Source organism: Micromonospora sp. NPDC001898, assembly GCF_042891255.1.
Classification (GTDB): Bacteria; Actinomycetota; Actinomycetes; order Mycobacteriales; family Micromonosporaceae; genus Micromonospora.
On the sequence record NZ_JBIATC010000005.1, the window covers coordinates 415,861 to 440,673 of the forward strand.

Genomic DNA, 24,813 nt, shown 5'->3' on the forward strand with positions numbered 1-24,813 from the left:
CAAGCACGTCGGCGCGCGCCTGAGCCCGACGGCCCGCGCGGGCCTGCACACGCGGATCGGTGAGGTCCGCGCCGCCCTGACCTCGGGAGGCCCGTCGTGACCGGCCGTCACACCTCAGCGGTCGCGGCACCGACCCTGGCCAGCGCCGTGGAGGCGGCCTACCGCGACAACGGCCCTGCGCCGGCGATCGTCACCCCGGCCGGCACGTGGACCTACCGCGACCTGGCCGCTCGCGCTCACGGTGTCGCCGACGGCGTGCACGCCGTGACGCGGGCCGCCGGACGGAGCCCGATCGTGGCGGTGGTGCTCGATCGTTGCCCCGAGTTCGTGGCCACCGTCCTGGGCGTGGCCGCCGCGGGCGCGGTGTACCTGCCGCTAGATCCCGGCGCTCCCGACACCTACCTGGGTCAGCTCTTCGACGAGTCCACGCCGTCAATGGTCGTGACAAGCAGCGAACATGTTCACCGGCTGCGGAAGTTGACCTGCGCCCCGGTGGTGGACTTCACCCACCTGGCTGGCTTCGCGCCCGCCGCCGGTGATGCCGCCGGCATCACCGGTCGTCCCTGCGTGAGCACGGCCGACGCGGTGGCGCAGGACCCGGCGTACGTGATCTACACCTCCGGGTCCACTGGCAGACCGAAGGGCGTGGTGGTGTCGGATGAAGCGCTGCTGAACGCCACGGCGGCGCGGGTCGACCTGTACGGGCCGGCGGGGCGGGTGCCGCTGCTGCACTCGCCGGCGTTCGACCTCACCACCGGCGTGCTGTTCTGGACGATCCTGTCCGGCGGCACCCTGGTCATCGAACCGGGCGGGCTCGCTGACGTCGGCGCCACCGTGGCGTTGATCCACCGGCTCGACATCACGCACCTGATCTACCCGGCATCGCTGTACGGGGCGTTCCTGGACCGCGCCGCCCTCCGGCCGCCGACCAGCCTGGTGGCGGTCGGGATCGGCAGCGAACGCTGGAGCCCCGTGCTGATCGAAAGGCACGCCCGGGTGCTACCGGCGGCCTTCCTGGTGAACGAGTACGGCCCCACCGAGGCCACCGTCTGCTCCAGCTACGCCCTGCTCTACGACGGGCCCCACGGCCGATCGGCGCCGATGAGCATCGGCCTGCCGGTGCGCAACACGGATTACCTGCTGCTGGACAGCGACAGGAACCTCGCCACCGGTGCCGGCGAGCTGGCCATCACCGGCACGAACCTCGCCCTCGGCTACCTGAACAACCCCGAGCTGACCGCGCAGCGGTTCGTCACCCTCGCCAGCGGGCAGCGGGCCTATCTGACCGGTGACCTCGCCGAGCGTGATCCCGCAGGGGACTTCGTGTTCCTGGGCCGGGCTGACCGGCAGATCCAGGTCGGCGGACACCGGGTCGAACCGGGCCACGTCGAAACCGTCCTGATGGGTCATCCCGGCATCATGCAGGCCCACGTCACCGGTTGGTCGGGTGCCGGTGGCACCGGATCGAGCACCCTCGTCGCCTACCTGGTGCCTCACCCCGACGCGGACCGGCCAGCGCCCACACCCTCAGGTCACGTACCGGCCCGCGGAGGGGATGGGCACGAGATGGGCGACTGCGACCGATACCTGCGCAACCGGGTCCCGGCCTATCTGGTCCCGTCCGCGTATGTGGTGCTGCCGGAGCTGCCCCGCACCCCGGCCGGCAAGATCGACGAGGCGAGGCTGCCCGACCCCACCGCCATCGCCGCTGCTGCCATCGCCGCCGATGCCTCGGCGGACCCCCTGCACCAGGCGTTGGTCAGGGCGGCGGCGGACATCCTGGGCGTGGCCACGGTGCCGGTGGACCAGCCGCTGACGACCCTGGGGGCGAGCTCGCTGGCCTTGATCCGCCTCGCCGCCGTCATCGCCCACGACCACGAGGTCGACGTGCCGATCAGCGCACTGTTCGGCGCGTCCGCCATCAACCAGATCGCCGAGCTGGTCCGGGCAGGGACCCGATCCCGCCGGCCGGTTCTTCGCCCGCAGGCCGGCAATCCCGAGACCGTCTACGGCAGCGCGTGGCCGCTGAGCGGTCAACAGCGCCAAATCTGGGTCCTGACGCAGATGGCCCCCGACGCGATCGCGTACAGCACCCAGTTCTCCCTGCGAATGTCCGGTCCGGTGGACGTCGACGCCCTACAGGCGGCACTGTCTTATGTGGTTGCCCGGCACGAGATCCTGCGCACCACGTTCCACGACGCGCCCGACGGGCCGGTTCAGGTCGTCCACGAACCGTGGGCCGCCCGGGTGGACCTGGTCGACCTCAGCGACCTCGACGATGACGCCCAGACGGCGGAGCTGGACTGCCGGATGCGGGCGGCGGTCGCGTCCGGGTTCGACGTGGCGGCGCTGCCTCTGGTGCGCTGGCACCTGTTCCGGCTCGGACCCGAATCGTGGCGGCTGCTCCAGGTCGAGCATCACTTCGCCCACGACGGCTGGTCCGCGCAGCTGTTCCTGGCCGAGCTGCGCGACGCCTACCGGGCGATCCTCGACGGCAAGGTTCCGCACCTCGACGCGCTGCCCGTGCAGTACCGCGACTACGCCACCTGGTACCAGCGATGGCGCAGCACCGGCGACTACGCCGACCAGGTCACCTACTGGCGGGCCCGGATGCACGGGTGCCCGCCGGAAGGGGTGACGTTCACCCCCGACCGGCCCCGCACTGCCACGCGAACCTACCGCGGTGGCCGGCTGGCCACCCACATCCCGCCCGAGGCCGTGCGACGCCTCGACGATCTGGCCGCCGCGCACGGGGTGAGCAGGTTCGCGGTGTTCCTGGCCGCGTTCGCCCTGCAGGTGTGGCAGCACACCCACGAGCGCGACATGGTGATCGGATCGGCTCTGGTCAACCGGCGCCAAGCTGGCACCGAGAACCTGCTGGGCATGTTCGTCAACGCCCTGCCGCTGCGCCTGGACGTCGACCCCGACGCCAGCACCGCAGCACTGCTGCGCACGACCATGACCACACTGCTGGGCGCGCAGGACCACCAGGAACTGCCGCTGCTGGACCTGCTGGCGCACCTGAACGTGCCCCGCGACCCCGGCAACCCGCTGTTCAACCTGATGTTCGCCTTCCACGACACCCCCCGACCGGACTTCCAGGTCGGGACGCTGAGCGGGCAGCTGGTCATCGAGCACAACGGGACCGCGAAGGCCGACCTCAACGTCGTGTGCGTGCCCGACCCGCCGACCCCCGGCGCCATCGAGCACCGGCCCGGGATGAGCATCCTGTGGGAGTTCGACAGCGACCTGTTCGACGCCGACACCGCGAGAGATCTCTTGTCCGGCTACGAGCGGATCCTGCACGTCCTGCCGCAGGCACCCGACCGGCCGGTGCGTGACCTGGACCTGCTGGGAGCCGCCGAGACCTCCCGGATCGTGGCCGTGGGCACCGGCCCACACGACGCCGTCGCGTTCGACACCCTGCACGCCGGCGTCGACTCGGCCGCCGCCGCCCACCCGCACGCCGTCGCCCTCGAACACGCCGGCGCCCGGTGGACCTATCAGGCACTCGACCTGCGCGCAGGGGCACTCCAGCATCACCTCACCGCCCTCGGCGTACGGCCAGGCCACGTCGTGGCGGTGGCCTGCCCGCCGGGCGTCGAGCTGATCACCACGATCCTGGCCATCCTGCGTCTCGGCGCCGCGTACGTCTGCCTGGACCCCGGCCAGCCCTTGGCCCGCAGCAGACTGATGCTCGCCGACGCCGACGTACGCGTCATCGTCACCACCGCGCAGACCGCGACCGGACACGACACCGGGTGGCCGCCCGCCGGCACAACCCTGCTCTACGCCGACGACCCCGCGACCCACCCCGAACCCGCCGGCCCGCCGCCGTCCGCACCCGACGTGCGCCCCGACGATCGCGCCTACCTCGTGTACACCTCAGGGTCCACCGGCACCCCGAAAGCAGTCGTGACCTCCCACGGCAACGCCAGCGCCGCCCTGCACGCCCGAACCCGCCACCACCACGGCGTCGCGCCCGCACCAGCAGCGCCCACGCGCACCCTGATCACCCTGCCCGCGATCTTCGATGTGGCTCCCCACATGATGCTGTGGACGCTAAACAGCGGCGGCACGGTCGTCCTTCCCGACACCGCCGAGCAGGCCCAGGACCCCGACCAGATCCGCGCCCTGGTCGACCGCCATCAGGTCACCCACGTCAACTTCACCGCGTCGTTCTACCGTGCCCTGCTCGCCACCATGCCCACCGGATGGCAGCCGTCGCTTCAAGTCGTGGCCATCGGCGGTGAGGCGTGCGCACCCGACGACGTCCGCGACCACGCCCGCCGGCTGCCGCACGTGGCCTTGGACAACGAGTACGGCCCCACCGAAGCCACCGTCTGGTGTTCCGTCGCGCGCCTGTACCCGCCGCCACCCGGCGGGGGATCGCGGATAAGCGTGGGGGTGCCGCTTGCCAACAACAGCATGTTCGTCCTGGGCCCGGACGGCGACCTCCTACCCGAAGGCGCCGCAGGTGAGCTGTTCATCGGCGGCGCCGGTGTCGCCGCCGGCTATCACCGCCAACCCGACCTGACCCGGGCGCGGTTCGTGACCCCCCAGCGGGGCCCGCTGGCCGGACATCGTCTCTACCGCACCGGTGACCAGGCACGGCTGCGCGCCGGCCGATACGAGATCCTCGGACGCCTCGACGACCAGGTGAAGATCCGCGGCTACCGCATCGAACTCGGCGAGATCACCGCCTGCCTGCTCCAACATCCTGGCGTCACCGACGCCACCGTCACCGTGCAAGGCCGCCGCGACGCGGGCAAACTGATCGCCGTCGTCGCCAGCGATCACCCTCAGGAAACCCTGCCGGACCTGCTGCGGGCCTGGACCGCGCAGCGCCTACCCGCCTACATGGCCCCCGCCGGCTACGTCGTCGTCGACGAACTCCCGCGCACCGCGGCCGGGAAACTCCAGCCCGAGCGCCTGAGCACACTGAACACCCCGACCGCGACGCCAGCTCCGATCGCCGCGGCGACGACCGAGCGCCAGCAGCGGCTGCTGCGCGCGTGGCGCGAGCAACTCCAGCGACCCGACCTCGGCATCGACGACGACTTCTTTGCCTGCGGAGGCGACTCACTGCAGGCGATCCAAGCAGCGGCCCGCGCCCGTGACCTCGGAGTCGAGGTGACCGTCGCGCAGCTCGTGGCCGCCCCGACAATCCGCGCCCTGGACCGGCTGCTCACCACCCCGGACGACGACGCCACCGCCGCGTCGGCGGCGACCGTGCGGCGTCCCGGTGGCACACCGCTCGCGCTGACCGCCATCCAGGCATGGTTCTTCGCTCAGAACTTCGCCAACCCGGACCACTTCCACCAGGCGCGGCTGTTCACCCTCGCCGACACGTGCGACCTGCCGAGCCTGCGCACCGCCATCAGCTGGGCGCTGCACCGCCATGACGCCTTCCGCACCCGCTTCACCCGCCACGACCACGCGTGGACAGCCGTCCTGGACGACGCCACACCCGGCGACCTCATCCGCGAACACACCCTGCCCCCGGCCAGGAACCGGCCGACGCCCGAACGGCTCGCTCCCGTCCTGAAGGGTCTGCACCACGACCTCAGCATCACCTCCGGGCCTCTGGCATCCGCCACGATCCTGCGGGACAACGACAGCCGCACATTCTGGCTGTACTTCATCGCCCACCACCTGATCATCGACGCGGTGTCCTGGCAGATCCTCGTCGACGACATCGAGAGGGGCCACCGTCTGCTGCGCGCCGGCCAACCCCTCCCCGCTGGCAGCATGCCGGGCCTACCCACCGCGCCCACAACCCGTGTCGGCCCGGCACCCGACCCCCACTGGCAGAACCTGGCCGCCGCGGCGAAACCGGTCCTCACCGGCCCCGGCCCCGGCGGGCCACCCACTCCGGTCGGCGCCCGCATCTGCGTGCGGCGGCGGCTGTCGACCCACGCCGGCATGTACCTGCGCCACGACGCCCACCGACTGCGCGGCGTCGGCGCCCAGGCCATCCTGCTGGCCGCCCTCCGACGAGCCCTGCAACCCCTCACCGACAGCCCCGACCTGTACGTCTGGCTCGAAGGCCACGGACGCTCCCACCACGGATCCGCCGACCACGAGGGCGTCGTCGGCTGGCTGACCACCCTCTACCCGGCCCTGCTCATGGCCACCGACACCCACCCGGGACGGCTCATCGACGTGGCCGCCGACTACCAACGGCAGCTCGCGGCGATCCCCGACGGCGGAGCGGGCTTCGGCCAGGCCCGCTACCTGCACCCTGACTCCCCACTCGGACGCCAACTGGAGACCATCGCCGCCCCCCAGGTCACCGTCAACTACCTCGGCCACCACCAACCCGCAGGAGCGGACCGGATTCTGCGCCCTGCCCCCGGCCCGGACGGTGCCAGCATCGCCGCGAGCAACGTCCTGCCCACACCGATCGACCTGACGGTGGCCGCCGACCCGGACGGCATCATGTCCTGCCGCTTCCTCATCGATGCGGGCCTGCTCACCCCGCAAGCCGCCGAGGACCTGGCCGACCGCTTCAGCGACGAAGTGGAAGCAGCCGCGCGGCTCATCGCCCTCACCCCCGCGCCCGTTCAGGCAGACGCGCGCACCCTGTTCCTCATCCACCCTGTCGGCGGCAAGATCGGCTGGTACACCGAGTTGGCCGCCGCCCTGGGGTCAGAATGGGACTGCTACGGCCTGCCTCACGATGGGTCCGTCGACGCTGACACGCTGCCCGAGATGGCCCAGACCTACCTGGAACGCGTCCGCGCTGCCATACCCGACGGCCCGTACACGCTCGCCGGATGGTGTCTCGGTGCGGTGGTGGCCTACGAGATGACCCAGCAGGCACAACGCGACGGCGACGGCCACCGCGTCGACGATCTGTTCCTGCTCGACCCGCCTCATGCCGAGCCGCCACGTGACGCTGACGACGCCCTCGTCATCCACACGCAGAACGCACTCGTGCACCGCGGCTGGCCGAGCGAATCCCGACAGGCGATCATTGACGCCTTGGACGCGACGAACGCACTATCGATCCCGGACCGGGCCCACGCTCTGGCCGCGATCCTCGCCCCGCAGGCGTCCAACCCGCCGGCCTGGCCTACTCAACACGAGTCCCTGCTGCACCAATTGCGTATTCGACTCGTCTGTCACGCGGCCCTATCCGCCTGGTGCCCCGCCGGCCAGACACCGCGGCTGCACCTGATCCTTCCGCACACCGTCACTCCCGGAACGCAGAACGCGACCCAGACGTGGAGAACCCGAAGCAGGAACGCGCGTGCAAGCACCGTCTCGGGCGACCATGAAGGCATGCTCACCGGGCCGGGCCTCGAACAGATCACGGTGCTCTTCCGTGATCGCCAGCAACAACGGTCGTCGTCGGCCACGTAACGGCAGGCGCACTGCCGTGCAGGAACAGCCTTGCAGCCTACGCCGCGACACGAGGCCACCACCCCGACAGAAACGGCATTTGCGGGTAAGAGGAACTTGCCTGATAGCGTCTTCCGATCGCCACGTAGTACGGCACACGATGTTCTCAAGGAGTGAGTTAGTGCGGATCCTGCCCGAGATCTCCCGCACCTTCGGTGAGTACCTGCTCCTGCCCAACCTCACCGACGAGGCTTGCACGCCGGACCGCGTGGATCTGTCCACCCCCGTCGTGCGTCACCGGGTCGGACAGCCGTCGGCACTGCGGATCGCCGTCCCCATGGTCAGCGCGATCATGGGGGCAGTGTCCTCACCCCGGCTCGCCATCGCCCTCGCCCAGTGCGGAGGACTCGCGTTCATCCACCAGAACCAGCCGATCGCCGAACAAGCCGAGATGGTGGCCGCGGTCAAACGACACAAGGCCGGCTTCCGACACAGCGACATCAACATCAAACCGTCCGCCACCCTCGGTGAGGTCGGCGACCTGCTCGCCGCCGCCGAACGCGATGTCGCGGTCGTGACCGACGACGGAAGCCCCGGCGGAACGTTCCTGGGCCTGATCTCCACCAGCGACTTCAACGTGCACCGCCACGACCTCGGAGACAGCGTCGAAACCCGGATGCGCCCCACTGCCGGCCTCGCCACGGCACCCACCGGAATCTCGCTGTCCGACGCGAACACCCTGATCTGGGACGCCCGCCAAGACGTCCTGCCGATCGTCGACGAGGACGGCCGGCTCACCTCGATCGTGCTCCGCCGCGACTACGAACTGCACAAGCAGTTCCGCAAGGAGAGCATCGACCAGGACAAACGATTCATGGTCGGCGCCGGGGTCAACACCCACGACTACCGCGAGCGGATCCCCGCCCTGGTCGCCGCCGGAGCCGACGTCCTATGCCTCGACTCCTCCGACGGCTACTCGACCTGGCAGAGCAACGTGCTCCAGTTCGTCCGCGAGCAGTACGGCGACACGGTCCGCATCGGGGCCGGCAACGTCGTCGACGGACGCGGCTTCCGCTACCTCGCCGACGCCGGCGCCGACTTCGTCAAGGTCGGTATCGGCGGGGGATCGATCTGCATCACCCGCGACGCGAAGGGCATCGGCCGCGGTCAGGCATCCGCCCTCGCCGACGTCGTCACCGAACGCGACACCTACGCGCGCGAGACCGGCCAGTACGTGCCGCTCTGCTCCGACGGCGGGGTCCTGCACGACTCCCACATGGCCATCGCCCTGGCCTTCGGAGCTGACTTCCTCATGCTCGGACGCTACTTCGCCCGATACGACGAAAGCCCCTCCCCCCTGGTCAAAGTCGACGGGCAACTGTTCAAGGAATACTGGGGCGAAGGCAGCCAGCGCGCCCGCAACGCCGCCCGCTACGGACAGGGCAAAGCCCTCGTCTTCGAAGAAGGCGTCGACGGCTACGTCCCCTACGCCGGCAGCCTCTACGACAACGTCTCCGTCACCCTCACCAAAATCACCTCCACGATGATCAGCTGCGGCTCCACCACCCTGCCTCAGTTCCACGACACGGCGACCCTCGTCGAGGTCTCCCACCAGAGCTACCTACAGAACCGGGAAGACGTACGGCTGCGCGATCGGCCCAGCGCCAACAGCTAGTCCGTCGATGCCAACGGTGGTCGCGTCCGGCCGGTACACCACGGCGTGCTCTGCTGGTCCGTGCGTTGCCCGAGTGGCCGGTGTCTGCGGCGTGGGCGGCGCGGTGCCCGCGCTGAGTTCATGGCAGTCGCAGAATGGCTGCTATGGGTGACGAGGAGATGTCGACGCCGGTGGTTCTGCGGGTGCAGCGGCGTGATGACCCGGTGGGTGCGGTCACGGAGTACGACGCGGCGCGGCGGGCTGAGGAGTATCCGCGGCTTCGGGTCGGTGCTCCGTTGTTCGGGCATGCCGTGCAGGTCGAGGCCGGACGGTGGCGGGTGTATGCGGTGGTGTCGGATACGCCGCAGGCGGCGCGGGACTTCCTCGCGCATTGGTTGCGGGAGTTGCTGGACGAGACCGATGATGTCGGGCGGGCCGCAGAGTTGACTGCCGCGGTCGATGTGTTGGACCGGGAGAAGCGCGACCTCATGGTGGTCGCCGGCCGGGCGCATCGGGTCGTGCGGGTGGACACGTTCGCGCGGTTCGGTGCGGATGGCCCCGAGCCACCTCGGCCCACGGACCGGGACCCGCGCGACGCCGAGGATCACGACAGCTTCCTTGAGGAGGAGATCGTCGCGGATCCGGACGCGGTGACCGGGGTCAGCGAGGCGATGTTGCGGGTCGAGCTGTCGACGGCGCACTATCCGCGCGCGGAGGTGCCCGCTGATGTGTATGCCGACAGCGTCGCCGCCGTCACCGACTATCCGCTCGGGGTGGTTCTCCCGGCTCGTTACGCTGCTGCTGAGTGCGTCGGCGGGTCGTGGCGGCCGTACAGTCGGGCGGTGGCCACACCGCAGTTGGCGCGTGACGAGATCGCGTTCGGCCTGCGTCACATCGAGCCGCGTCTGTTGAGGCTCACCGACGAGCAGGCGGCCGTCCTGCAGCGGGCCGCCGACGAGTTGGACGCCAGTCCCGTGGACGACCTCGTCGTGCTTGGGCGCCGTTTCCGGGTGACGCGCATCGAAACCCTGCTGCGCATGTCCCATGCTGCTCCGGAGGGACCACGTGCATCGGATCCGGACCCGGAGCAGCCGCCGGCGGCTGATCGATAGCCTCGCTGCATGCGCGATCCGCGCCGGCTCGGGTGCGGCGTTGTTGTCCGTGAGCTGCCGGTGTCATGTGCGGTCGGCTTCACGGTGTGATGTCGGGCTGATGGGCAGGCTTGACCTCGTCGTGGAGATCGGGGCGGGGTCGGGGAGCCGCCGCCGCCGCCTGGTTCGGTGTCGTGCCGGTTGTCCCGGGGGTTCGTGGAAGCATTTGGTCGACGGTCTTGCTGAGCCGTTCTACGCGTTCGGCGATGTGTTGTACGTAGCCGAGTACCTCCCGGGTCAGCTGGTCGGAGGCTGGTGTTCTTGCCTGGTCGGCTTGGGCGACGAGGCTTTGCAGGATGGCGCCGGCGTGGTGTGGTTCGGGGTCGGCGGAGTACACTGTCGGTGGAAACATGGCCTGGGCTCTTTGGCTCAGGTTGTGGGGGTCGCGTTCGCCATTTGGTGGAGCGGCCCTTCTCTCATTCAGGTGGAGTTCCGCGCCGGTGGTGGCTTCGATGATGGTGGCCACGTCGGCGATGCGGTTGAACCACTGGGGTTCGTCGGTGCGGATGGCGCGGCCGGCGGACCAGGCGACGGCGTCGGCCATCCAGAGTCCGGGGTCGTTGCGGCCGTCGACGTGGATGAGGCGCATGCGGTGGTTGATGGTGCCTTGGTCGAGTAGCCGTCGGTAGGCGCGGATGTCGTTGCGGTCGGTGCTGGGTAGGCGGCTGCCGGCGTCGCGGGCTTGTTGCCACTCGGCGGGGCTGGCGCGGGTTTCGAGGTAGACGTCGCGGACCCGCTGGCTGTTGAGGTAGCGCAGGAGCCGTTCCAGGCTGACTTGCCGGGCGTGTTCGCGTTGGCTCTCCAGGTGGGAGCGGGCGTGTTGAGGGCTGGGTGGTGGAAGGTCTCTGGTGCCTTGGTTGAGGGGCACTTGCGCGGAGACGACGGACCAGCCGGCGTGTGCGGCGACGACGTCGAGCATCGCTTCGATGGTGCCGACGTGTCCGCGGTGGTAGAGGGCGGTGGAGTGGTAGCCGTCGTGGATTCCGGCGGCGGCGGTGGCGGTGGCTTCGGCGGCGGGGACGTCGTCGTGGTCGATGATGACGGCGGCCATGAGGTAGGCGCCGGGGCTGCCGCGTTGTTGTAGCCAGGACTCGTCGACGAAGGCGGTCGGGTGGTTGGGCATCAGTCGAGCTCCGTTGCGTCTGCGACCGTTTGGTCGGGTGTGGGGCTGACGCGGCGGCGGGCGGCGTCGGCCTGGTGGGTGAGGTGCGCGGTGACGGGCGTGGCGTGGGGTTGTGGGCGGGTGTCGTCGATGGCACGAACCCGGGCGGTGGTGGCGGCGACGGCGTCGGCCAGGTCTGCGCGGCGGGCTGCGGCGCGGCGTGCTTGTTCGGCGGCGGCGGCGAGTCCGGCGTAGCGGGTGGGCAGGGCGCCCGTGTACCAGCGCTGCCAATCGCCGTGGTGGGCTTCGAGGTCGGTGACGCGTTCGCGGCGCTGCTCGATGCCGGCGCTGAGGGTGGCGAGCTTCGCGCTCAGGCTGGCGTGATGGCCCGCCGCGTCGGCGACGCGCTGCTGTGCCTCCTGCCGGGCGGCGAGCATCCGGGCGCGGGAGGGGCCGCGGTGCCACCAGCGGGGTTGCTGCTGTTGGGCTTGGGTGGCGGCGCGCTGACCGGCGGTGGTGATGGCGGCGAGGAGCAGGGTGAGGTCGTGGTGGCGGTGCTCGGCGTCGGTGAGGTCGAGGTGCGCGCCGCGGAGCTGGTCGCCGACGTAGGTCGGCGCGGTGGCGTCGATCGCCTGCTGCGCGGTGATGAGCTGCGCGAGTTCAGCGTTGCCGGTGGTGGTGAGGTGCCCGGCGAGGGTCGCGGCGCCGAGCGCCACGCGGGCGCGGTGCCACGCGCTCCACCGCGAGATGTCCCCGGTGGAAGGTTCGGCCCCGATGGGGTGGTCGCTGGTGAGCTGGTAGCGGTCGCGGTAGGTGACCAGGACCTCGGCGCGGCCGAGCCACTGTTCGCGGCCCGCCTCGTCCTGCGGCACGGCGCCCAGGGCGTGGGCCCAGGCCGGTTGATGCTCGGCGGCGAGGTCGGCCAGCGCGGTGACGCGGCGGTCGCAGATGGCTGCTACTTGGCGCAGGGCGTCTCCGACGTCGCCGGTGAGGTCGGTGGGTAGGCGGTCGGTGTAGGACGCGGCGAGCGCCGGGGTGGTGGCGATGGCGGGGTCGGCGGTGGCGCGAGCCATCAGGCGGTCGATGCGCCAGGACAGCACCGCGGCGATGTCGTCGGCGGAGCTGATTTCCCGGGGCCGGATCGCGCGGCGCAGCACGTCTGCGGGATCGTGGCCGGCTTCGCGCAGGGTGGTGAGGCGGGCGATGAGCGCCGGCAGCGCGAGATCCTGCGCGAGCCGGTCGGCGAGAGTCCGTCCGCTGATGCGGGCGACGATGGCGAGGTATTCGGGGATGCGGGCGCGGGCGGACAGGTCGTCGTAGACGGGCGTCCAGACGTGCAGAGCGTCGACGTCGGCCCAGAGCTGGCGCTCGGTTTCGGTGGCGGAGCGGTCGGGGGTGGCGCGGCGCATGATGTCGGCCAGGACGGCGACGCGGGCGGTGGGCGGTTGGGGTGGGGTGCCTTCGCGGGGGTGGTCGTCGGTGACGACGTACGCCTCGTTGAGGGTGTGGCCGCGGGTAAGCATGACGTACAGCCGCGCCAGGGTGGTGCTGTCATCGACGAGCGCGCGGGCGGTGTGCACGGTCTGCCCCTGCACGGAGTCGACGGTGAGCGCGTAGGCGAGCTGCACGTGCCGCGCGACGTACGCGGCGGGCAGCACCGCGCTCGCGTCGGTGCGCAGGTTGGTCACGTGGAGTCGCCCGTCGCGGGTGACGGCGCCGATGCGCCACTGGTCGCGGTTGGCGACGAACGCGCCGCCGGCACCGAGGCGACGGTCGTTGCGGCGGGTGACGATGGTGTCGCCGACGCTGGCGTGGTTGCCGTCGCGCAGGAGCACGGTCGGGCCGGTGCGGACGAGGCCAGCGCGCAGGAGGATGTCGCGGGCGCGGCGGGCGATGTCGGCGGCTTCGTCGCCGGTTTCGACGAGCATCATGCTGGGGTGTCCGGTGGCCAGGTCGCCGGCCCAACGGTCCAACATCTGACCGATGAGCAGGGTGCGGTGCCCGCCGTGGAGCCGACCTCGGCGGTCATATTCGTGCAGGACGGTGAGGTCGCCGGTGCGCAGCCGCAGCGACGCCGATCCCTCCCACGGCTGAGCGAATCGGTGGACCTGGGTGAGGTGGGTGGTGGCGCCGAGGCTGTCGAGGTAGCGGAACAGCCCGCCGGGTCCGATGGCGGAGATCTGCGCGGGGTCACCGACGGCGATGAGCCGGCCGCCGACGGCGTCGAGTTGGGTGACGAGGCGGGCGAGGTCGTGGCTGGACACCTGCGACGCCTCGTCGATGATGACCCACTGCCCGGGTGCGAACTGCCAGTCGGCGGCGCGGGTGCCGGGCGGCGGCCGGTCGTGGGAGTGCAGCCACCGGGCGATGTTCTCGGTCCGCAGCAGTGTGCCGTCGGGTTGGCGGGTGGCGTCGGCGAGCAGCTGCGCGGCGGACTGCCCGACGGTGAGACCGAGCACCGGCACGCCGGCGTGCCGGGCGACGGCGACGACAGCGCGCTGGAGGTAGGTCTTGCCGGTGCCGGCGGGGCCGACAACGCCGGTGACGCGCCGGTCATCGCCGACGAGGAACCGCAGTGCCGCGGCCTTCTCCGGCGATAGACGGAACATGGTGGTGGCGGCGTCGATCGCCACTTGCGGGGCGGGGCGGGCACCGCGGCGGCCGGCGTAGGCGATGACCTCCCGCTCGGCGGCGAGGACGGCGTGGGTGGTCATCTGCAGGTCGCGGTGGCGGGTGTATTCGCTGTGCTGGTCACTGCTGCGCAGCAGCGTCGGCCCCCACTGCACGAGGGCGGGCGGTGTCAGCACCCGCAGCCCACCGAGGTTCTTGGCGATGGCCTCACCAGCGAGGGTTTGTACCCTTCGCCAGTCGGCGTGCGGCGAGTCACCGGGGGTGATGTCGAGGACCCGGCCGATGGCCAGTTCGAGGTGTTCGCGGCCGAACACGGCCCGCTCGCGGCCGAGGGTGTGCACGGCGCGGGCGAGCGCCAGGTGCACGTCGGCGCGTACGGCCGCGTCGACGACCCGGTCGCGGTCAGGCCCGGTGATCCGCAGTTGGTCGGCGGCGGTGCGCAGCACTTCCTCGTCCACACCGGCCGGTCGCAGCCGACGAGCGCGGCGCAGGACGCGCCGCGCCGCGTCGGCAGTGTCGTCGTGCACCTCACCGATGAGAATCCGGCGAACCTGACCCGGGGTGTCGAGCCCGGCGGTGCGGTCCTCGGCCTGCCACCGCTGCACTGCCTGCTCGGTGGACTCCGCGCCCTTTGCCGGCCGGCGGGTCCGCAGTGTCGCGTCCTGGGCGCGTCGACGCCACTGCGCCGCCGCCGACCGCGGTGCCGGCCCTTGTCGGTCGACGCGGCGGTTCATCTCCTCGGTAATGGCGCCGCGCCGCTTGCTGTACTGACGCAGCGACGCCTCGCTGAACCCGACGATCTCACGGATCCCCGAGTCGGCGCGGGCGGCGAAGGTGACCCCCAGGCGCTGCCGCAGCTCAAGCTCGACGGCACGCTCGTAGGCGATCCGAGCGCCCACGGTGGCGCGGTAGAAAGCGCGCCCGTCCAGGGCCAACCACTGCGGTTCGCCGTTCGCGCCGACCGTTCTGACCTTGGCGGAGACGACGATGTGTGAGTGCAACTGCGGGTCACGCTCGCGGCTCATCCGATGGTCGAAGACCAGCGCCGCCAACCCTTCGGTGTCGAGTTGACGCACGCCACCCGCGCCGGTCCGGGTGAAGGCACCGTGCCTCTGAAGGTGATCGAGCAGCGCGCGCACACCCGCGTGGTGGGAGGCCATCACATCCTGCTTGACGGTGTCGTCGCCGAAGGCCCACAGCAGCGACACGCTGTTGACCGGCGACGCGGTGACGTCGTAGGCGGAAACGGCCCGCCGCTCGGGGGCGTTCATGATGTCGTGCCACACCTTGTCGCGCTGTTCCACCGTGGCGTCATCGGGCAGGTGTGCCAGTGCGCGACGTACCGCTTCCTCGCGGTATTCGTCGGTCATCGGCGCGTAGATGCGCCATTTCTGCCCGAGCTGGAAACCCGTCGTGGGATGCCGCCCCGCACCGATCAGGTTGCGCATCTGTTTCTCGAAAACCCAGCCGCGCACGCCGAGCACAGCGGCGCCATTGCCCGCCCACCAACCGGGGCTCTCACCGCGTGCGGAAGGGTTCATGTAGTAGGGCGTCGGGCCCTCATGTCCGGCAGGGCGCAGGTCATGGCGACCGGCGGCGACCTGCTCCATGACGTAGCGGTAACCGTCGCCGGGCGAGATGCGCGTGACGGTCAACATGACTCGACCGTAGAAGATCAACTACAAATGTGGGAGTCGAGAATGCAAGGGGGTGTGTCCCCTGTAAGTGTGCAAGAGGCGAGGGGGAGAGGGTCTAGGCAGGCCAGCCGTGTTGTAGCCGAAACTGAACGGGTGTGAAGAGAAGGCGCGAGATTGTGGCTAGGTTCGAACGGTTCAGTGATTGTTGTGGGGTGTGGTCTGGCGGGCAGACTTGGGCGGTGGTTACTGTCGAGAAATGGCGAGCAAAACGGGGAATGAGGCGACTCGGGCGCTGCGGCGGCGGCAGGAACTTGAGCTACGGGCGGCGCGTGCGGTCGAGCAGGCTGCCGGGGCGGTACAGGAGGCGCAGCGGCGGCGGCAGGAAGCCGTGGCGCGGCTGGATCAGGAGGTCGGCGCGGCGGCCGAGGTTCACGGCCTGGCCGTGGCGGTCCTGGCGACTGTCCTTCGCGACGACGGTCTAGCAGCAGACTTGACCGGCGTCGACGTCGCCCGAGTGCGGTCGTACCGGCGGGGCGCGGACGGCGCGGCGGTACGGGCGCGGGTCGCGGAGCTGGGCGAGGTGCTGCCGCGTCGTCGGCGTACGGCGGTTCCTAGACCGGCACCGGCCCCCGTGCGGGGGCCGGTGGATGCGGCCGCGGGTGCTGCTGGTGGGGTGTCGGGTGGCGTCGGGTCGTGAATTGGTGAGGCTGGCCGGTCCGGGTGGGGGTCCGGACCGGCCAGCGTGGGGGCTGCGGCGTCTACGTGTAGTCGAGTCCGCATCCGGTGCAGACACGTACGGTGCCGTCGGTGTTCCACTGCATGAGTTCGTCGTCCGTGGCGGTGCAGTGTTCGGGGATGGCGGCGGGCCAGTTGCCTTCGATCACGCGGTGGCCGGGGTAGACCCAGCGTCGGGCGGCGCTGCCGTGGTGCATCACGGGCGGTCCGGGATGTGGGTAGGCCATGGGCAGCGTGACCCGGTGGCGTAGACCGGTGCCGGTGAGGTCGGTCGGGGCGAGGGGCGGAAAGTTCTTGTGTACGGCGCGGCGGTACCGGTTGAAGTCCTTGTAGGTGGGTGAGGCGAGTTCCGCGCGGTCGATCAGGGCGAGCGCTTCGTACGGCTGGGCTTGCGTGTGGTGGTGTAGTGCGGCGGTGAGGTGCGTTTCGGCGCGGGAGTTGCGGTCGGCTTGGCGTTCGGCGCGGTCGGCCTGGGTGGTCCGTGGTGCGGTGAGCTGGTGGGGGTGGGCGTCGAGGTGGGCGGCGACAACTCGCCAGACCTCGCGACGGCTGTACTTGAGGGTGAGTGCGTCGAGGTGGCCGTCTGAGATGTAGCGCACGGCGGCGTCTTTACCGCCGGGGATGCGGAAGTAGTTGGGTGCCCAGTCGGCGCAGGTGTGCGAGATCGTGACGAGTTCGGGGCGGGTCATGTCCACGGGCGGTGTCCTCTCGAAGTAGGGCGTTGGGTGCTGGCGCGGCCGGCTGGTGCGCGATGGGTGCGGCGATCGGCGGCAGGGGCCTGGATGGGTCAGCGGTGGGTTTTGACCTGGCGGGTTTCTGCGACGGTGAGCAGGTGTGCGGGTAGCTGTGGCAGGTGTTCGCGCCAGGCTCGGTACAGGCGGTGGGTGCCGTCGATGAGTAGCGGTGCGGGTTGCGCGTCGGGGATGTCGATGTGCGCCACGATCAGCGGTTGCGTGAGGTCGGTGGTCATGGCGTAGGCGCGATTGAGGGCGTTGTGGGCTGGCCCGATGAGGCTGATCGTGTGGGGGTTCGGTTTGTCGAGGTGCGTTAGGCCGTAGGCGGTGGCCCACGCGGTGACGTCAAGAGGGCTGGGCGTGCGGGGGGTCGCGGCGATCAGTGCTTGTGCGGAGTCGATGTCGAACACCCATGGCCCGAAGTGGAACCGCTGCGGCATCCGGCGGCGGCTCATCCGGCGTTGTTCCTGGCGTTCAGGTGGGTGTAGATCGCGACGCATCGCAGGATCAGTTCGTGTGAGGGCAGGGTCAGCAGCCGCTGTCGTTTGTCGTCGCGGAGGTTGTCCCAGATCAGGACGGTGACCGCTGCTGACCAGGTGTCGACGATGACTCCGTCGATCTTGGCGTATTGCTGGTTGGTGACGATGCGGCGCAGGGTGTCGATCAGGGTGGCGTCGCCGGTCGGGTGGGTGGCGTCGTCGGGTCGTGCTGCCTCGGGTAGCTGGGTGTAGCAGTCGGGGCAGGTGTAGTCGATGCGCGGGGGGTGTTCGGTCTCCCAGCGGCGTACGTCGGTGACGGGGATTCCGCATACCGATTGACGCGGGTCGCGTGGGTGGCGGATGTGTGGGGTCATCAGGGGCTCTCCCCGGGTGCGGGCTTCCGGTTCGGTGGTCGCTCGGGGTAAGGGGCGGAGCGGTAGAGGGCTGCGCGTTGGCGTTCGCTGGCGGGGTGCCCGGCCGGCGGGATGCCGGCCGGGCGTCCGGGGTTAGGCGGGTTGGCCGAGTAGGTAGTGGGGCCGTCCGGTGATGACCCATGCGACGTGGTCGGCCAGGCATGCGGCGGCGCGTTGGGTGAGGTGGAGCGGGAATCGTTGGGGTTGGGTGACGTGGCGGATGCAGGTGCGCAGCAGCTTGAGCCAGAGTTCGGCGAGGCGGGCGGCGGCGCGCATCTGGTGTTCACGGTTGGCGCATCGGTCACACCGGTCGGTGCGGGCGTGTAACGCGATCTGGACGGCTGCGGCGCGGATGGTGGGTAGGTGGTGGTTCTCGGTCGTGGGGGCTGCCGGCCACGCGGGGACGTGGGGGCAGAGGTCGAGTTGACCGAGAGCGGCGGCGACGGTGCGGGTGGCGGTGTCGAGCAGGGGGCGGACGTCGCGTCGGCGGTCGGGGGTGGCCAGCGTGGGCAGGATGCGCGTTGGTGCGGTGAGCGCGTTCATGTGAACTCCAGGGGTGGGGCCGGTGGGCGGGCGTGGGGTGCCCGGCCACCGGCCGCGCGAGTTACGGGCGGTAGGTGCGGCGGCGCTGCGGGGCGTGGGCTGGTACGTCGGGGATGTCGTCGTGGAAGGCGCGGATCGGTGCGCCTGCGGCCTTGGCGGCGTACATGGCGCGGTCGGCGCGGCGTAGGAGTTCCGGCGCGCTGATCCCTGCGGCGGTGTGGGCTGTGCCGGCGGTGGCGGACAACTGGACGGTGTGTCCGGCCGCGTCGATTTGGGCGTTGGCGATGGCGGCTTGCGCGGCGGCGGCGTGCGCGAATCCGGTCTGTTCATTGGTGGTGGCGACCATGAGGAATTCGTCTCCGCCGAGTCGACCGATTGTGACGGGTAGGGCCTTGAGTCGGCGTGCGGCTTCGGTGAGGGCGGCGTCTCCGGCGTCGTGGCCGTGGGTGTCGTTGATGCCCTTGAAGTCATCGAGGTCGAGTAGCGCGACGGAAACGGGACGTGCGGCGGTGAGTTGTGTTTGCAGGTGCGCGAGGATGGCGCGGCGGTTGAGTAATCCGGTGAGGTCGTCGTGTCCGGCGTCGTACTGCGCGAGCAGTAATTGCGTGTTGAGTCTGACGATGGTTCGTCGTTGTTTATAGGCGAGGCACGCGGTGGCGATCGTTAACGCGAGGTTGAGCGCGGTAAGGCTGTGGGCGAGCATGGGGAAGCCTCCGGGGTGTTCACCTCGGCGCGTGGCGGCGTGGGCGGCCGGGCGCGGGGTGTGGCTGGCGGGGCCGGAGGCGGCCGGGGCGCGGGGTGGTCCCGGCCGCCTGGCGGAGGCGTCAGCTGTGGGTGGCCGGGGCGAGGTAGACGTTCGGGTGCTGCTCGATGTTGACCGGGTCGGCGGTGAGGTTGACGGGCATGCCAGAGCCCGCCCCTCCGCTCATGGTGTTGAGGTAGAACCGTCCGTGTTCGGTCCATCGGACCGTGAATTCGGTGGCTGCCCAGTCGATGCCGTTGGCCTCGTAGGCGGCGGCGGTGATGATCTGGTTGGCGCACTTGGGAGCGACGGGGTGGGTTTCGCTCATGGTCAGGTGCAGGAAGATCACGACCACGCGGCGGCTGCGCTCGTAGGTGTCGTCCAGGGTCAGGATGTCGCGCATGGCCTCGGTGGTGAGGCGCAGGTGTTCGGGGTGGCGAGCGCGGACGCGGCGGGCGAGCGCGGCGATCTGGTCGGCCTGCTTGTAGGTGGCGGGAGATTCGCCCATCGTGTTGCCTTTCGTTGGGGGTTTTTGGTTGTGTGGGTGGGGGCTGCTATCCCCTCCCTCACACATGTAATACTACAGCATTAAGGGTTGAGCTGTCCATCCGGGATCCCTAATTCCTGCGAATGGTTTTGCAAGATCACCCGGCGGGCCGTGCCCGGCCGCGATCAGCTCGCGGTGGTGATGACGTCACGGCCCCACCCCTTTTTTGGACGCCGGGGGCGAGCTTGCTCGCCTAGGTACCGGACGGCGGTAGTCAAATCCGACGCGGGGGTTTCGAAGAAAAGATTATGCGGGGTGTGCATGATGTTTTCTGAGCCCGTGGCGGATTTTACTTCCGACGTTTGGGACCGATAATCACCGGTGCAGCCGGCGGCCAAAAAGGGGTGGTGCAGCGCGGCCGTAGGCCGCTCCTTGTTGGTGCTTGGCCCTGTGCCGGCCTTGAGGCACGAGGGTGACTGTGCGCGGAGTCGGCAGGGCGGGCCGGACTTGGGGCGAGCGCAGCGAGTGTCCGGGCTGCCCGGTGCTCGCGGGAGCAACGGTCGCCACCACCACGAACCGAGGAACCAATGGGTTGCGGACTATGGGTGGTAGGTGGCTTGAGTCAGTCCGTGTCGGTTCGTTGGGTGAGGGATGCGCGGTCGACCACTTCGACGTCGGCGGGGAATGCGACGGCTTCGGGCTGGCCGTGTTCGGCGTGGCGGTCGGTGAAGAGCACGCCGGCTTCCGCGTTGAGTCCGACGACGCGGAACGCGCCGATCAGGCGTCCGGCCGGTTCGAGGCCGAACCGGTAGTTGGTGTACTCGTGGATCCGGTCGCCGACGCAGATCAGCCGCCCACGTCGGTCGGTCAACCGTACTGGTCGGTTGGTGAGCAGTCCGCTCGCGGCTAGGTGCAGGGCGGTGCGGTAGCTGCGGTCGGTGGGGCCGTAGAGGAAGCCGGTTTCGGCGTGCTGCACGGTCAGTTCGTAGAGGCGGCGGCCGGGCTGGCGGGTCGGCAGGACGAGTGTTCTGCCGATCATGGCCGCGCCGATGCGGTCCAGTTCGGACAGGGGTGGGCTTGGCAGGGGCGTTACGGCTCCGAAGCGCAACATCGAGGCGGTGTCGTGTCGGTGGACCTGTGGGCGCTGGGAGTCCCCGGGCCCGGCGGTCAGCCACTCGTCGGGGCCAACTCGCTGCCATACCTCGCGGTGCTGTTCTACCGTCTGCACGTCCGCCGGTGGTGGGGTCGGCTCTGGCAGTGGGCTCGTGCGCCGGTCGCGCTCGTGCGGCCTCGTCTCGCCGGTCTTGGCGGCCCGGTCGCGTGCGGTCAGCGGTCGTAGGTAGGTGTCCCGTTCGCGCCGGCCGGTCGCGACGAGGTCGAGGACTTTCCGTGCCTTGGCGGCGGCCTGTTCCCGGAGGGTGGGCGGGCAGTGGTCGGGGAGTGTGAAGGTGTCCGCGAGTAGGTCTATTGCGACCTTGCACCGCCACACCATGGCGTAGCTGCCCTGCTGGCGGACGTAGAGGTGGAGGTCAGCTTCGGCCTGACCGAAGCGGCGCGGCCAGACCATGACGCGTTCATTTCCCCAGGACAGGTACGCGGTGCTCGGGGCCAGCCGGACGGAGGTCGGGCCGCCTCGCTCGCCGTGGTGGAAGGGCCAGGGCCCGTCTCCGTAGGTGATCGCCATGTCGTCGATGTCGTACGCCCAGTCGCCGTCAGCTGGCTTGCGTCCGTAGCTGTAGTACGTCGTGCCGGCGGGCTCCAGCCGCTGGACCAGGTCGTCTGCCTCGGTCTGGGTGGCGAAGTATGCGGCGTTGTCATCGACGGCTTGGCCCAGGGCGTTGACCGCCTTGTCGTGGTCGCGGGCGTAGACGCACCAGGGCTTCCCGGTGGGCCCGCGTAGCCCTTCGCGTAGCGGTGTCGCGGCGAAGTACCGGGGCGGGAACTTGTCGTGCCATTGCGAGGTGGGCGCCAGCAGGGTCCACGTCCACGCGGTGAGGTCCGCACCGGGGTTTTGGAGCATGTGCAGGGTGTCGCCGTCGATCCGGCATTCGTCGGCGCGGGGGATGTAGAGACTGCCGTTGGTGATCGTGCCGTCGGCGTGGAATCCGGTGAAGTGCAGCCGCGTTGTGCCGCTGGTGATGGTGCGCAACCCGGACGTCTCCGGGTATTGCCGGTTGATGCATAACCAGGTGCTGTCGGGTGCGGCGGCGCGTCGGAAGTCGGCGATGGTGCGCATGGGTGTGAGAGGTCCTTCCGGTTGAGGGGTTATGGGGTTCCGGGCACTTCGCCGGGGCGGTCAGTGGGGACGGCGGGCCCGGGATGGTCGCCGGCGAAGCCGGCGACAGAGGGGGGTTAAGCAGCGCGGCCGTAGGCCGCTCCGGTTTGGGGTGCTCGGCCCTGTGCCGGCCTTGAGGCACGAGGGTGATTGCGCGGGGCCGGCAGAGCAGGTCGTACGGGTTTGCGCGTAGCGGAGGTCCAGCCCCGGCCGCTGCGCACCCAAACAGCGGCCGGGGCGCCCACGAGCCGGAACCACGAGGAGGGAAGTCCCGGCGGTGGCCGGTCTGTGAAGCGTTCAGGCAGCTCGTCGAGCGTGAATGTCGATGGTGATGCGGTGGCTGGCGTGAGGACCGCGCTCGACGGTGATCGTGGTGTGCGGACCGGTGATGGCCACGATGGGTGCGGCGTTTCCGTCGGCGGGCGCGGCGGCGGTCAGGTGTCGACCGATGAGGGGTAGGGCGTGGGTGAGGTCGTCCAGGACACCGGCGGTCGGTTGCTCTGGCTGGCTGCGCATCTCGTCTCCCGGATGGGTTGGGCTGGGCGGCCGGGTGGCGGGTGGGGGACACCGGTCGGGCCGGTGTCCCCCACCGGCGGGAGGGCTAGGCGGCGTCGGGTACGGCGGTGAGGCGGAGCGTCGGGGCGGGCATGGTGCAGGCGCTGCACCGGCCCGTGTGCCAGGTGTGCGCGGCGGGCGGGTCGGTGGCGGCGGGGCAGGGTTGGCGTTGCAGTTCGGTCAGGGTGGCGGTGGCGAGGCAGCGGGGGCAGCGTCGCCAGGTTGCGGCGGGTGGGCCGGTGACGATCTCGGTGCAGGTGGTGCAGCCGAATCCGGCCTGTCGTAGGGCGTGTCCGATGGCGTCGGCGTGGTCGATGGCGCGGTGCGCGGTGGCGTTGACGCGGTTCCAATCGTCACTGGTGTGCAGGTGTTGCCATTCGGTGTCGGTGAGGGTGCGGGGGCTGATGCGGGCTTGTGCTTCGGCGCGGCCGATGAGGTAGCCGGTCCAGCCGTAGGCGCGGGTGAACGCGGTGAAGACGTCGCGGGCGTCGGTTTCGGTGAAGGTGCGGGGTAGGCGTACGCCGTGGGGCAGTCCGATGGGTTTGGGCATGGTCTCTCCCGTGCGTGGGTGCGGCCGTGAGGTGCGGGGGCGGCAGCCCGCGTCGGCGTGCTCGATGCGCGCCGACGCGGTCCAGGACCGCGAGGGGCGGGCACCGGTTGGTCGGTGCCCGCCCCTGGCGTGGGTCAGCGGCGGGTGAGGGTGAGCAGGCGGCGGTGGGCCTTGCTCTTCAGTTCGTCGGCGCGGCCTTCCATGACGGCGGTGGCGCGGGCGGCGAGGTTGTTTCCGCGAAGCGATCCGGTGGGCCGGATGGTGGTCTTCCAGTCGGCGAATTCGGTGATGGCGCGCTCGGCGGCGTAGGCGGTGCGGCCCAGGCGGGCGGCGTTGGTGTCGTAGAGGTCGGTCAGGATCTCCAGCCGCTGGGTGTGCTTGTTGATGGTGCGGGTGGGGGCGTCCTCGTCGGGGGTCTTCCACAGGTCGCCGATGACCTCGTGGAACTCGTTGATGGCGAGTTCGGTGCGGGCGAGGGCTTCCTCTTCGGCGGCGAAGTGGTCGAAGTAGTCGACCGACAGGCGCAGGGTGCGGCGGGCCTCTTCGATGCGGTCGCGGGCGTTGCGGGTGTGGCGCACGCCCCAGCGGGTGAGGGCGTCGCGGACGGCGAACCGCTCGGTGTTGCCGCAGACCGGACGCCACGGCGTGACCACGACCTGGAACAGGCTCGATCCGTCGTGGCTGTTCATGGCGACGATGAACGGCACGATCTCGTCGTTGACGCCTGCGGCGTCGATGGTGACCGTCTGCGGCAGGCGCATGGCGACGAAGACTTTGCGGCCCTCGCGCAGCGCTCCGGCGGACTCCCACGTCACGGCGTAGTCGTCGACGAGGTCCTGAAGGAACTCGAAGCCCTGCCGGTTCTGAAGCACCTCGTAGCGGGCTCCGACCACGCCGAGACCGGCGTTGGTGTCCTCCCGGATGTTGACGAACTGGTCCGCCAGGATGCGGGGCTGATCGGTGGGGGTGGCCTGGTAGAGCACGGGGCGGCGGCTGACGTTGAAGTTGATGCCGCCGAGGGTGAGCACCTGGTCGATGTCGGTGGTGCCACCGGGGATGACGTTGCCGAGCTGGTGCCACGCGGGCGTGGTGGTGTAGAGCGCGACCTGTCCGGTCGTCGTGTCCAACCCGTGTTCGGGCATCAACTCGCCCTGGCGCATGGTGAGGACTTCGCCGTTGTCCCAGCTGTCCGGGTCGGTGACCAGGTATCGGCCGTTGCCGAGGTTGCGCAGCGTCCCGGCGGAGACCTGGGCGTCGATGCCGGCCTGCTTGTCGACGGCCCGGTTGATCTGCGCGGCCCGCTCGTCGGCGAACTTCTGGTTGACGTCCGGCAGTGCGAGGGTGGTCATGACTGGCTTCGCCTTTCGTTGGGGGTTTTTGGTTGTGTGGGTGGGGGCTGCTATCCCCTCCCTCACACATGTAATACTACAGCATTAAGGGTTGAGCTGTCCATCCGGGATCCCTAATTCCTGCGAATGGTTTTGCAAGATCACCCGGCGGGCCGTGCCCGGCCGCGATCAGCTCGCGGTGGTGATGACGTCACGGCCCCACCCCTTTTTTGGACGCCGGGGGCGAGCTTGCTCGCCTAGGTACCGGACGGCGGTAGTCAAATCCGACGCGGGGGTTTCGAAGAAAAGATTATGCGGGGTGTGCATGATGTTTTCTGAGCCCGTGGCGGATTTTACTTCCGACGTTTGGGACCGATAATCACCGGTGCAGCCGGCGGCCAAAAAGGGGTGGTGCAGCGCGGCCGTAGGCCGCTCCTTGTTGGTGCTTGG

General features: G+C 70.2%; 16 protein-coding genes. 4 read left to right on the forward strand and 12 right to left on the reverse strand.

Features of this window, described 5'->3' with window-relative positions; all coding sequences use genetic code 11:
• The first annotated feature begins 96 nt into the window (after positions 1-96).
• The 3 genes from ACFYZF_RS14945 (at position 97) to ACFYZF_RS14955 (ending at position 10,113) form a co-directional block, all read left to right on the forward strand.
• Complete coding sequence (locus ACFYZF_RS14945) at positions 97-7,368, forward strand: amino acid adenylation domain-containing protein (protein WP_387020226.1); 7,272 nt, start codon at positions 97-99, stop codon at positions 7,366-7,368.
• A gap of 160 nt (positions 7,369-7,528) precedes the next feature.
• A complete protein-coding gene (locus ACFYZF_RS14950) occupies positions 7,529-9,022 on the forward strand; it encodes an IMP dehydrogenase (protein ID WP_387020229.1) in 1,494 nt (497 codons plus the stop codon).
• A 143-nt stretch (positions 9,023-9,165) separates the two neighbouring features.
• Positions 9,166-10,113: a DUF5954 family protein gene (locus ACFYZF_RS14955; RefSeq protein ID WP_387020231.1), complete on the forward strand. Its 948-nt coding sequence runs from the start codon at positions 9,166-9,168 to the stop codon at positions 10,111-10,113.
• Between the two features lie 79 nt (positions 10,114-10,192).
• Here ACFYZF_RS14955 and ACFYZF_RS14960 read toward each other — a convergent pair whose 3' ends face one another.
• Together ACFYZF_RS14960 and mobF are read right to left on the reverse strand one after the other, a co-directional pair.
• Complete coding sequence (locus ACFYZF_RS14960) at positions 10,193-11,275, reverse strand: hypothetical protein (protein ID WP_387020234.1); 1,083 nt, start codon at positions 11,273-11,275, stop codon at positions 10,193-10,195.
• The gene (mobF, locus tag ACFYZF_RS14965; protein ID WP_387020236.1) at positions 11,275-15,543 is read right to left on the reverse strand and encodes a MobF family relaxase; all 4,269 of its coding nucleotides are present in this window, start codon (positions 15,541-15,543) and stop codon (positions 11,275-11,277) included. Before mobF ends, ACFYZF_RS14960 begins: the two co-directional genes overlap by 1 nt.
• Before the next feature lie 235 nt (positions 15,544-15,778).
• On the opposite strand from mobF, the gene ACFYZF_RS14970 reads away from it, so the two are divergent.
• On the forward strand, positions 15,779-16,219 hold the full coding sequence (locus ACFYZF_RS14970) for a hypothetical protein (protein ID WP_387020239.1): 441 nt from the start codon (positions 15,779-15,781) through the stop codon (positions 16,217-16,219).
• A gap of 61 nt (positions 16,220-16,280) precedes the next feature.
• Here the strand turns inward: ACFYZF_RS14970 and ACFYZF_RS14975 are convergent, their stop codons facing one another.
• The 10 genes from ACFYZF_RS14975 to ACFYZF_RS15020 all read right to left on the reverse strand — a co-directional run bounded on the left by ACFYZF_RS14975 (position 16,281) and on the right by ACFYZF_RS15020 (position 24,384).
• Positions 16,281-16,952 carry a hypothetical protein gene (locus ACFYZF_RS14975; RefSeq protein WP_387020241.1) on the reverse strand — a complete coding sequence of 224 codons (672 nt, stop codon included), beginning with the start codon at positions 16,950-16,952 and terminating at the stop codon, positions 16,281-16,283.
• Between the two features lie 92 nt (positions 16,953-17,044).
• Complete coding sequence (locus ACFYZF_RS14980; RefSeq protein WP_387020243.1) at positions 17,045-17,431, reverse strand: hypothetical protein; 387 nt, start codon at positions 17,429-17,431, stop codon at positions 17,045-17,047.
• Between the two features lie 11 nt (positions 17,432-17,442).
• On the reverse strand, positions 17,443-17,844 hold the full coding sequence (locus tag ACFYZF_RS14985) for a hypothetical protein (RefSeq protein ID WP_387020246.1): 402 nt from the start codon (positions 17,842-17,844) through the stop codon (positions 17,443-17,445).
• A 132-nt stretch (positions 17,845-17,976) separates the two neighbouring features.
• Positions 17,977-18,426 (reverse strand): hypothetical protein, encoded by a 450-nt coding sequence (locus ACFYZF_RS14990; RefSeq protein WP_387020249.1) that lies wholly within the window; start codon positions 18,424-18,426, stop codon positions 17,977-17,979.
• 61 nt (positions 18,427-18,487) lie between these two features.
• Positions 18,488-19,129, reverse strand: a complete 642-nt coding sequence (locus ACFYZF_RS14995; protein ID WP_387020251.1) for a GGDEF domain-containing protein — start codon at positions 19,127-19,129, stop codon at positions 18,488-18,490.
• A 121-nt stretch (positions 19,130-19,250) separates the two neighbouring features.
• Positions 19,251-19,676 (reverse strand): hypothetical protein, encoded by a 426-nt coding sequence (locus tag ACFYZF_RS15000; RefSeq protein ID WP_387020254.1) that lies wholly within the window; start codon positions 19,674-19,676, stop codon positions 19,251-19,253.
• Positions 19,677-20,277: 601 nt separating this feature from the next.
• Positions 20,278-21,891 carry a hypothetical protein gene (locus ACFYZF_RS15005; protein WP_387020257.1) on the reverse strand — a complete coding sequence of 538 codons (1,614 nt, stop codon included), beginning with the start codon at positions 21,889-21,891 and terminating at the stop codon, positions 20,278-20,280.
• 336 nt (positions 21,892-22,227) lie between these two features.
• Positions 22,228-22,446: a hypothetical protein gene (locus ACFYZF_RS15010; RefSeq protein ID WP_387020260.1), complete on the reverse strand. Its 219-nt coding sequence runs from the start codon at positions 22,444-22,446 to the stop codon at positions 22,228-22,230.
• 85 nt (positions 22,447-22,531) lie between these two features.
• The gene (locus tag ACFYZF_RS15015) at positions 22,532-23,035 is read right to left on the reverse strand and encodes a hypothetical protein (protein ID WP_387020263.1); all 504 of its coding nucleotides are present in this window, start codon (positions 23,033-23,035) and stop codon (positions 22,532-22,534) included.
• Positions 23,036-23,169: 134 nt separating this feature from the next.
• Entirely contained in the window at positions 23,170-24,384 is a 1,215-nt protein-coding gene (locus ACFYZF_RS15020; protein ID WP_387020265.1) for a DUF932 domain-containing protein, read from the reverse strand.
• Positions 24,385-24,813 lie beyond the last annotated feature (429 nt).

Coding starts and splice junctions, on each gene's coding strand:
- ACFYZF_RS14955 (WP_387020231.1), top strand. CDS start 9,166: ATGGGTGACGAGGAGATGTCGACGCCGGTGGTTCTGCGGGTGCAGCGG.
- ACFYZF_RS14960 (WP_387020234.1), bottom strand. CDS start 11,275: ATGCCCAACCACCCGACCGCCTTCGTCGACGAGTCCTGGCTACAACAA.
- mobF (WP_387020236.1), bottom strand. CDS start 15,543: ATGTTGACCGTCACGCGCATCTCGCCCGGCGACGGTTACCGCTACGTC.
- ACFYZF_RS14970 (WP_387020239.1), top strand. CDS start 15,779: ATGGCGAGCAAAACGGGGAATGAGGCGACTCGGGCGCTGCGGCGGCGG.
- ACFYZF_RS14980 (WP_387020243.1), bottom strand. CDS start 17,431: ATGCCGCAGCGGTTCCACTTCGGGCCATGGGTGTTCGACATCGACTCC.
- ACFYZF_RS14985 (WP_387020246.1), bottom strand. CDS start 17,844: ATGACCCCACACATCCGCCACCCACGCGACCCGCGTCAATCGGTATGC.
- ACFYZF_RS14990 (WP_387020249.1), bottom strand. CDS start 18,426: ATGAACGCGCTCACCGCACCAACGCGCATCCTGCCCACGCTGGCCACC.
- ACFYZF_RS14995 (WP_387020251.1), bottom strand. CDS start 19,129: ATGCTCGCCCACAGCCTTACCGCGCTCAACCTCGCGTTAACGATCGCC.
- ACFYZF_RS15000 (WP_387020254.1), bottom strand. CDS start 19,676: ATGGGCGAATCTCCCGCCACCTACAAGCAGGCCGACCAGATCGCCGCG.
- ACFYZF_RS15005 (WP_387020257.1), bottom strand. CDS start 21,891: ATGCGCACCATCGCCGACTTCCGACGCGCCGCCGCACCCGACAGCACC.
- ACFYZF_RS15010 (WP_387020260.1), bottom strand. CDS start 22,446: ATGCGCAGCCAGCCAGAGCAACCGACCGCCGGTGTCCTGGACGACCTC.
- ACFYZF_RS15015 (WP_387020263.1), bottom strand. CDS start 23,035: ATGCCCAAACCCATCGGACTGCCCCACGGCGTACGCCTACCCCGCACC.
- ACFYZF_RS15020 (WP_387020265.1), bottom strand. CDS start 24,384: ATGACCACCCTCGCACTGCCGGACGTCAACCAGAAGTTCGCCGACGAG.